Source organism: Campylobacter sp. 2018MI34 (assembly GCF_016598975.1).
Taxonomy (GTDB): Bacteria; Campylobacterota; Campylobacteria; order Campylobacterales; family Campylobacteraceae; genus Campylobacter_D.
Genome location: NZ_JAENKS010000035.1, coordinates 1 through 9,054, shown reverse-complemented (window position 1 = coordinate 9,054; position 9,054 = coordinate 1). Strand labels below are relative to the sequence as shown.

General features: G+C 28.9%; 6 protein-coding genes. 2 read left to right on the top strand and 4 right to left on the bottom strand.

Features of this window, described 5'->3' with window-relative positions; all coding sequences use genetic code 11:
• Positions 1 to 1,252, top strand: a 1,252-nt coding sequence (locus JG676_RS07390; RefSeq protein WP_200217820.1) for a motility associated factor glycosyltransferase family protein, incomplete at its 5' end; no start/stop codon positions are given.
• A complete protein-coding gene (locus JG676_RS07385) occupies positions 1,234 to 3,141 on the top strand; it encodes a motility associated factor glycosyltransferase family protein (RefSeq protein ID WP_200217819.1) in 1,908 nt (635 codons plus the stop codon). The genes JG676_RS07390 and JG676_RS07385, both read left to right, overlap by 19 nt.
• Before the next feature lie 90 nt (positions 3,142 to 3,231).
• Here JG676_RS07385 and JG676_RS07380 read toward each other — a convergent pair whose 3' ends face one another.
• From JG676_RS07380 to JG676_RS07365, 4 genes are all read right to left on the bottom strand, one after another.
• Complete coding sequence (locus JG676_RS07380; protein WP_200217818.1) at positions 3,232 to 4,950, bottom strand: flagellin A; 1,719 nt, start codon at positions 4,948 to 4,950, stop codon at positions 3,232 to 3,234.
• Between the two features lie 135 nt (positions 4,951 to 5,085).
• Positions 5,086 to 6,804, bottom strand: a complete 1,719-nt coding sequence (locus JG676_RS07375) for a flagellin (protein ID WP_200217817.1) — start codon at positions 6,802 to 6,804, stop codon at positions 5,086 to 5,088.
• Between the two features lie 131 nt (positions 6,805 to 6,935).
• Positions 6,936 to 8,753, bottom strand: coding sequence for a motility associated factor glycosyltransferase family protein (locus JG676_RS07370; RefSeq protein ID WP_200217816.1), 1,818 nt, complete (start codon positions 8,751 to 8,753; stop codon positions 6,936 to 6,938).
• 168 nt (positions 8,754 to 8,921) lie between these two features.
• A partial coding sequence (locus tag JG676_RS07365) for a Rid family hydrolase (protein WP_246801807.1) occupies positions 8,922 to 9,054 on the bottom strand: 133 nt, incomplete at its 5' end.

Here is a 9,054-nt window from a genome sequence, read left to right as displayed (position 1 = left end):
AGGACCTTCGCTTACTAAACAACTTCCTATTCTAAAAGAATATCAAAACAAAGCTACAATATTTTGTGCTGATAGTGCTTATGCAATATTAGCTAAACATAATATTAAGCCTGATTATGTTTGTATGCTTGAAAGAACTGATTTTACGGCGGAATTCTTTAAAGAGGCATATGAGGGGATTGATGAAGGAACATTGTTTATTCTTGCTTCATTAGTTCATCCAAAAGCTATCTCTTATCTTGAAAATCGTTCTTTTATACTTGTTTCAAAACCATCTAAATTGTGTCTTGATTTTAAACTACATTTATTTGGTTATCTTGGTGGTGGCCCGAGTGTAGCTTATATGAATTATTCTTTAGCTATGCTTTTAAAACACAAAAACATTATCTTAATAGGACAAGACTTAGCTTATGATGAAAAAGGAAATTCGCATCCTAATGATTATAAACACGGATCCAATTTTGAGAGCGAAGAAGAACATATAGAAATAATGGCTTATGGCGGTAGTGGAAAAGTTACAACGCATAGTATTTGGGTATATTTTAAGTCTTTTTTAGAACAAATTATTTATGAAAATACTTTTTCTACCACTTACAACTGCACAGAGGGTGGAGCAAGGATAGAAGGAAGCTTAGAAAAACCTTTTAAAGAAGTATGTGAAGCATTACTTATTAAAGATTTAGATAAACCTTTTAAAAGATTAAATGCTTTAAATAAAAATAAACAAGATGAATTATTACTTAAAGCTTATGCAAAAATTACAAAAGCCATAAAACATTCTAATACTTTTAAAAATGATTGTTTAAAAGAATACGAAGAGCTTAATGAGTTTTATTTGAGTTTAGCTAATTTAATCTCAATTAAAAAAAATAATCAAAGTCTAAATTCAAATTCTAATTTAAACGATATAAGCGAAGAAGAAATCAATCAAATGCTAAATGTTCTTATACAAAGAATTGATAAAATAAAAACAAAAATAGAAAATTTAAAAAATTTAAATTTCTTCTATGACATATTACAAGCTTTTTTAATCCAATTTGAATTAAATTTAGCTAGAATTTATGTCTTAAAAGTAAAAACAAAAGAAGATTCTTTTAATAAATCTTTAATTTGGATTAAAGAACATTTAGAATGGCTTAAAATGATATATGCACATATTAATGCACTTGAACTTGCTTTAATTAAAAACATTAAGCCTTTAGAAGAAGAGTTATATAAAAGGGGACTTGAGAAATGGATGGGGCAAAAATAGATCTTTTTAAAAAAAATATAGATGCTTTAGTAGGAGCTAACTATATAGACCTTAAAAAGAAGTTACAAAATATCAAAGAACTTAAAAAATTTAATTATTTGTTAAATAAAGATCCACTAGATATTAATATAACAAGAAAAAGTGATTTAAAAACTATTTTTAAAAATCCAAAAGAAGAGCTTGAAGAAAAAATAAAGACTTTTGAAGAATTTGCAAGATATCCTTTTTTTTTCTTTTATGGCTTAGGAAACGGTATATTTTTTAAAGCACTTTTACAAAATGATTTACATAAAAGAATAATTGTTTTTGAAGCAGAACTTGAAATCATTTATCTTGTTTTTCATTGGATAGATTTTGATTTAGAGTTAAGACAAGGAAGATTTATCATAATGCATAGTAAAGAAATGGATTATGTTAAAGCTGATATTCTTTGTTCTTTACCACAAATTAATATTTCTTTTAAGCTTTATGATTTAAAAATTACTTGTGAATTTTATGAAAAATATTATAAAGAAGATATTGAAAAAATGAATGATCTTCTTATGAAAGCTATTACTAATATTGCCTTAAGACAAGGAAATGATCCAAAAGATACTATGATAGGCATAGAACAAGCTATCTATAATTTACCAAAAGTTTTTACTCATCCAAGCTATGATGAATTGAAACAAAAAAGATTTAATAAAAATAAAGCAAGTGCTATTATAGTAGGGACAGGACCTTCGCTTACTAAACAACTTCCTTTACTTAAAAAATATCAAAACAAAGCCATTATTTTTTGTGCCGATAGCGCTTATTCAATTTTAGCTAAAGAGGGTATTAAGCCTGATTATGTTTGTATGCTAGAGCGTGATGAGATAGTAAGTGAGTGCTTTAATAATGATTTTGGAGATTTTGATAAAGATATACTTTTTATCTTAGCTTCTGTGGTAAGTAAAAAAACTATAGATTATTTGGAAAAAAATCATAGGAAATATATGCTTATAGCAAGAGCTTCTACTTATACAAATTATCTTGATCTATCTTCTTTTGGATATATAGGTGGAGGTATGAGCGTATCGCATATGGCTTGTGAGTTGGCTTTGAAATTAGGATTTAAAAATATTGTTTTAATAGGTCAAGATCTAGCCTATGCTAAAGATGGAAGTCATCATTCAAAAGGTTTTATTCATGATGATTATCATATAGGAGATTATGAAAGAGATTTTAACCGCTATACTACTATGGCTTATGGAGGTAAAGGTATAGTTCAAAGCTCTCAAGTATGGATCTTATTTAAACAAATTTTTGAAAATTTTTGTGCTGCTAATACTTATGCTAAGATTTATAATTGTACAGAAGGTGGAGCAAGGATAGAAGGAAGCATAGAAAAACCTTTTAAAGAAGTTTGCAAAGAGCTTTTTATCAAAGAGCTTAAAAAGTCTTTGGTAAAACTTAAAAATCCTAGTAAAGAGCAAAGAAATCATTTAATGTTAGAAAATTATAAAAGAGTTAAAAAAAGTATTACGATGGGAGAAAATTTTTTGAAACATTGTAAAAAAATTGATAAACGTATTAAAAAATTTATTTATACTTCTAAAAGTAGATATAGCTTAAATGAGCTCGTAGATGAGCTTGATTTAATTAAAGAAAAATTAAATAAGAAAAAATATATTCATCTTACTAATGTACTTTCATCTTTATTGTATCATCATAATCTATTATCTTCGAAATTATATGTCCAAAATGTAAGCAATGAAGGCGATAAGCAAAATAAACTTTTAGCTTGGGTATATTCTCATGAAAGCTGGCTTGAAGATATTATTGATATTCTTGGTGTTCAAAATCAAAGATTAAAACAAGCTGTTATTCCTTTGCAAGATATACTAGAAAAAAAGAATTTAATTTAAAAAAAACTTTAGTTTTTTTACAAGCAATATAAATTTTTAAGATTAATATTTCTAGCTTGAGAGTTTTTCAAGCTAGAAAATTATTATAAATTATTGTAAAAGTTTTAATACATTTTGTTGCACAGCATTAGCTTGCGACATAGCATAAGATCCACTTTGCGCTAGGATATTGTATTTAGAAAAATTTGCACTTTCTGCAGCAAAATCCACATCTCTTATAGTTGATTCAGCTGATTTCACATTCACTTGAGTAACTGTGATATTATTAATAGTTACCTGAAGTTGATTTTGAACCGAACCAATATCAGCACGAATTTGATCAAGATTTGCAATAGCAGTCTCAGCTATATCCATAACAGCCATAGCACCTTTAAGCGTTGTAACTCCTGCGCTTTCTGGTGTAACATTAAATGCAGTTGTTTTAAAAGTGGCAAATTGTGATAAATTTGATCCGCTTGAAAAACCACTTCCAGCAGAAACATTATATACAGCTGAAAGTTGAGAGGCTCCTGAAATAACTATAGCATTTGCAAAACCTGTTGAGTAGTTTTTACCACTTCCTATAGAATAACCAGATCCTGCAGAAAAACCACTTCCAGAACTTGACATATAAGCAGAAACAGAAGAGTATCCGGCTAAAATTGTTCCTTTATTAACACTACCAAATCCCATAGCATCAGCTATTTGAGGATCAATTTGTCCTTTTGATTCTCTTAAAGATACTGAAGCTTGTGAGATAAATTGAGATGCTCCAAATCCTGCATGAGAGAGTCCAGTTCCTATTATATTAATATCTTTACCATCATTTTTTACCAAAGATAAGCGTCCATAGTTTTCTTTCATATTAGGATTTATAAAGGCTCCTCTACCTATATCCCCAGTAATAGCTATGCCGCGTCCATCTCTTGAGCTTAAAAGAAGCTTTCCTTCGCTATCAATTGAAGCTTCAACCCCTGTGGTATCTTTTACTGAATTGATTGCTGAAACTAAAGCACCATTTTCATCGCCATCTTTATACTGAATTTGTCCAATTCTTACTCCATTGATTGAAAAGTCTTCAGAAGTAGAACTTTCTTTTATAGTTGCCATACCATTAGTCTCAACTGTATAACTTGCTCTAACACCAGTTTTATCAGCATATTTATTTATTTCTTCAGCTAAAGCCCCAAGACCTGTTCCTACTGAAGTTGAGATTTTTATTTTTTGAAATTGAAAATCTTCTAAACCATTGTAATTTTTAAGAGTAAATTGGACTTCGCCACTAGAAGTAATTCTACCTCCTGTTTCAAATCTTGTTACACCGATTTTACTTGATTGGGTTGGCCCTATACTTGCTTTGATAGTTTGATTTGAATTAGCGCCGATTTGGAATTCTTGATTGATGAAGTTTCCACTTAAGAGTTGTTTTCCGTTAAATGAAGTTGTATTTGCGATATTATCAAGCTCTTCCATTAAACGGTTAATATCTGCTTGAAGCATGGTTCTTGTTTTTTGGCTTTGACCATCTTGAGCAGCTTGAGTAGCTTTAACTTTGATAGTATCCAAAATTTTAAGTTGCTCATCCATAGCTTTATCTGCGGTTTGTAAGATACCAATAGCATCATTACCATTATTGATAGCTTGGCCTAAAGTTGCTGCTTGAGATCTTAAAGAGTCAGCAATCGCCATCCCCGAAGCATCATCAGCGGCTGAGTTGATTCTAAGACCAGAACTTAAACGACTTAAAGATTTATCAAGCTCTCTGGCATTGACAACTGAATTGGCGTGAGCATTTAATGCTCCTATATTTGTGTTTATCCTAAAACCCATTTTTTAAATCCTTTCAAAAATATTGTTCAAAAGGATAAAGCAATAAGTGTTCCAATAAATTTTTATTTAGATTTTATAACAAGGAATTAAGATTTGAAAAGTTTGGGAAGATTTTTCCCAAACTTAGAGTTCGTATTATTGCAACAATCTTAATACATTTTGTTGACTTGCATTAGCTTGTGCCATAGCATAAGATCCACTTTGTGCTAAGATATTTGCTTTAGAATAGTTTGCACTTTCACTTGCAAAATCTACATCTCTAATTTGTGATTCAGCTGATTTAACATTTACTTGAGTAACTGTTATATTATTGATGGTTGAAGTTAATTGATTTTGAACTGAACCAAGATCAGCACGAATTTGATCAAGATTTGCAATAGCAGTCTCAGCTATATCCATAACAGCCATAGCACCTTTAAGCGTTGTAACTCCTGCAGTCTCATTTGTAACATTAAATGCAGTTGCTTTAAAAGTAGCAAACTGAGACATAGTAGATCCGCTTGAAAAACCACTTCCAGCAGAAACATTATATACAGCTGAAAGTTGAGAGGCTCCTGAAATAACTATAGCATTTGCAAAACCTGTTGAGTAGTTTTTACCACTTCCTATAGAATAACCAGATCCTGCAGAAAAACCACTTCCAGAACTTGACATATAAGCAGAAACAGAAGAGTATCCGGCTAAAATTGTTCCTTTATTAACACTACCAAATCCCATAGCATCAGCTATATAAGCATCAATTTGTCCTTTTGATTCTCTTAAAGAGACTGAAGTTTGAGAAACAAATTGAGATGCTCCAAATCCTGAATGAGAGAGTCCAGTTCCTGAGATAAGAATATCTTTACCATCATTTTTTACCAAAGATAAGCGTCCATAGTTTTCTTTCATATTAGGATTTATAAAGGCTCCTCTACCTATATCCCCAGTAATGGCTATGCCGCGTCCATCTGCTGAAGTTAAAAGAAGCTTTCCTTCGCTATCAATTGAAGCTTCAACCCCTGTGGTATCTTTTTTAGAATTGATTGCTGAAACTAAAGCACCATTTTCATCGCCATCTTTATAAGAAACATTGCCAATAGTTACTCCATTGATAGCAAAATCAGATGATGTAGAACCTTCTTTTACTGCTGCCATACCATTAGTCTCAACTGTATAACTTGCTCTAACACCAGTTTTATCAGCATATTTATTTATTTCTTCAGCTAAAGCCCCAATTCCAGTTCCTACTGAAGTTGAGATTTTAATCTCTCTAAATGTGAAATCATCAATACCATTGTAATTTTTAATTGTCATTGCAACAGATCCGCTAGAAGTAATTCTACCTCCTGTTTCAAATCTTGTTACACCGATTTTACTTGATTGGGTTGCACCAATAGTAGCTTTAACAGTTTGATTTGAGCTTGCACCAATTTGGAATTCTTGATTGATGAAGTTTCCACTTAAGAGTTGTTTTCCGTTAAATGAAGTTGTATTTGCGATATTATCAAGTTCTTCCATTAAACGGTTAATATCTGCTTGAAGCATAGTTCTTGTTTTTTCACTTTGACCATCTTGAGCAGCTTGAGTAGCTTTAACTTTGATAGTATCTAAAATTTTAAGTTGCTCATCCATAGCTTTATCAGCAGTTTGTAGGATACCTAAAGCATCATTACCATTTGAAATAGCTTGACCTAAAGTGTTTGCTTGAGATCTTAAAGAATCAGCGATCGCCATACCTGAAGCATCATCAGCAGCTGAGTTGATTCTAAGACCTGAGCTAAGTCTTGCCAATGATTGATCTAAACTTTTAGCGTTAAGATCAGAGTTTGCTTTAGCATTAAGTGCTGCAACGTTTGTATTAATACGAAATCCCATTTTAAATCCTTTTAAATAAATTCAATCACCTCATGCGATTGTCAAAAGCTATATCGTAAAGCTAAAAAAAAATTTTATATTTTTTTGAAAATTTTTTAAATATTAATTTTAATTTTTATTTAGCTTTATTATTAGTTTGTTTGATAATGGTATTTTTGTATAATTTCATATTTAGTTTTTAAATTTTGTATAAAAAATGTAAGAAATTCTTTATAAGCTAAAATGAGTTGATATAAATGTTCTCTTTCGTCATTTAAGTGCATTTTTAAAACTTTAGATGTATTAAAACCTCTATTAAAGATTAAAGCTTTACCTATTGAATCTTCTAAAAATGCGCTATTATTTAATATTTCATTAAAAGTACTTATATTTTGATAAACATTTTGTAAAAATTCTAAAGGTAAAATAATATCTTTACTTAAGATATTATTTAATGCTTCTTTTAAAGCTTTAGCATCATTTAATAAATTTTCACAAGTTTGCTTATCTTGTTTTAATTTTTCAAAGAATTTAGCAATGAGTTTAGCACTTCTATTTTTAGTTAAGGGTTTTAAATTTTCAAATTTAGGTTTTTCTTTATGAAGTAAAGTTTCGCAAGCATTTTTAAAAGATACTTCTTTGGTAAAATTTATCCTTGCTCCACCCTCTGTAGCATTATAAAAATTTACTTCTTTATTGCAAGCAAAAAGATATTCTAATTTGATACGATAATCATTCCAAGCTATATGGGTTAAAACTTCACCTTCACCTCCATAAGCTAAACACTTTATTTTTTGAATATTAGCTGTGCTTTCATAATCTATTCCAAGAGCAAAACTTTCAGAATGCGAATTTCCTTTCTCATCATAAGCTAAATCTTGTCCTATCATAATAATATTTTTAAATCCTAAAGCAAGAGCTAGAGTATAAGAGAAATGACTTACGTGAGTTCCTGTATCTATATAGCCAAAATCATTAAGACCTAAATTTTTATAGAAAGGATCATCTCTTAAGATGATGATTTTATTTGAAATTTTCTTTGCGACATTATGATTTGTTCCAATAGCTAATATATTTAAAATTCTATCATCTTGTTCTTTATAGAATTTTAATGTTAAATCATCATAATCTAAATTTGTTACATAATCAGGTTTAATGTCTTCTTTAAGCAAGATGTTTAAAGCTCCATCAGCACAAAAAATAAAAACTTTATTTTGATATTTTTTAAGTAAAGGAAGTTGTTTAGTAAGTGAAGGTCCTGCTGAAACTACTATGGCTGTATCAAAGGCATTTTTTCTTTGAGCTATAAGTCTTTGAAAAGGAATATTTTCTAACATTGTGGGGATATTACAAAGTATATTGTCATAAACTAAAAAAAGAACATCTAATTTATAATGTAAATTTCTAATAAGTAAAGTAATATTTGCTAAGGCAAAATTTAAAGTTTGTTGATAGGTTTCATTATGAAATTTTTTATAATAAGAATTGATAGGAAAAAGTTCAAATAAATTTAAATATTCAAAAACACCTTTCATATCAAAAAGGATTAAAAACTGGATATTTACTTTTTCTTCTGTGATATCTAAAAGATGAATTTTGCCACTACTTAATTCTTCGCTTAAATCCAAAATGCTAAGTGCTAGATGTAAAAGTTCAATTTCACTTTCAAAAACAAAAATTCTTTTATAATATGGAGTTAAATTTTTAATCAAAAGAGCATTAGCTATACCATAAAAACAAATAAAAGGATAGTGTTTAGTTTGGGCTAAAAAATTATCAAAAGAGCAATTTAGCTCTTCACTTATAAAATCATTATCATAAATAAAAGTTTCAAAATTTTTATCATAAATATTAAATTTATTATTTAAAACAAAACGTTGCGATTTTTTATAATTTTGCAATTTTAAAGCCAAAGGTTCATTAACTCCAGATGCTAGAGCTTTGATATTTTTTTCTAAGATAGAATTCATTTTATACCTTGATGATTTATGGTTTTTGTATCATTATTAGAATTTTACATTTTTATTTTAAATTTTATTTAAAATAATAGATTATTTTTGATTATAAGTTTTTGGATGAATTTTTTAAAGTAAGTTTTTGATATTGTTAGGTTTAAAATTCTAGGAAAATTCCTAGAATTAATTTTTAACCGCTATAACTTCAATTTCAACCAAAGCATTTTTTGGTAGATCTTTTACTGCAAAAGCACTTCTTGCAGGATAAGGAGCTTTAAAAAAGCTTGAATATACTTCATTAAAATTTACAAAATCA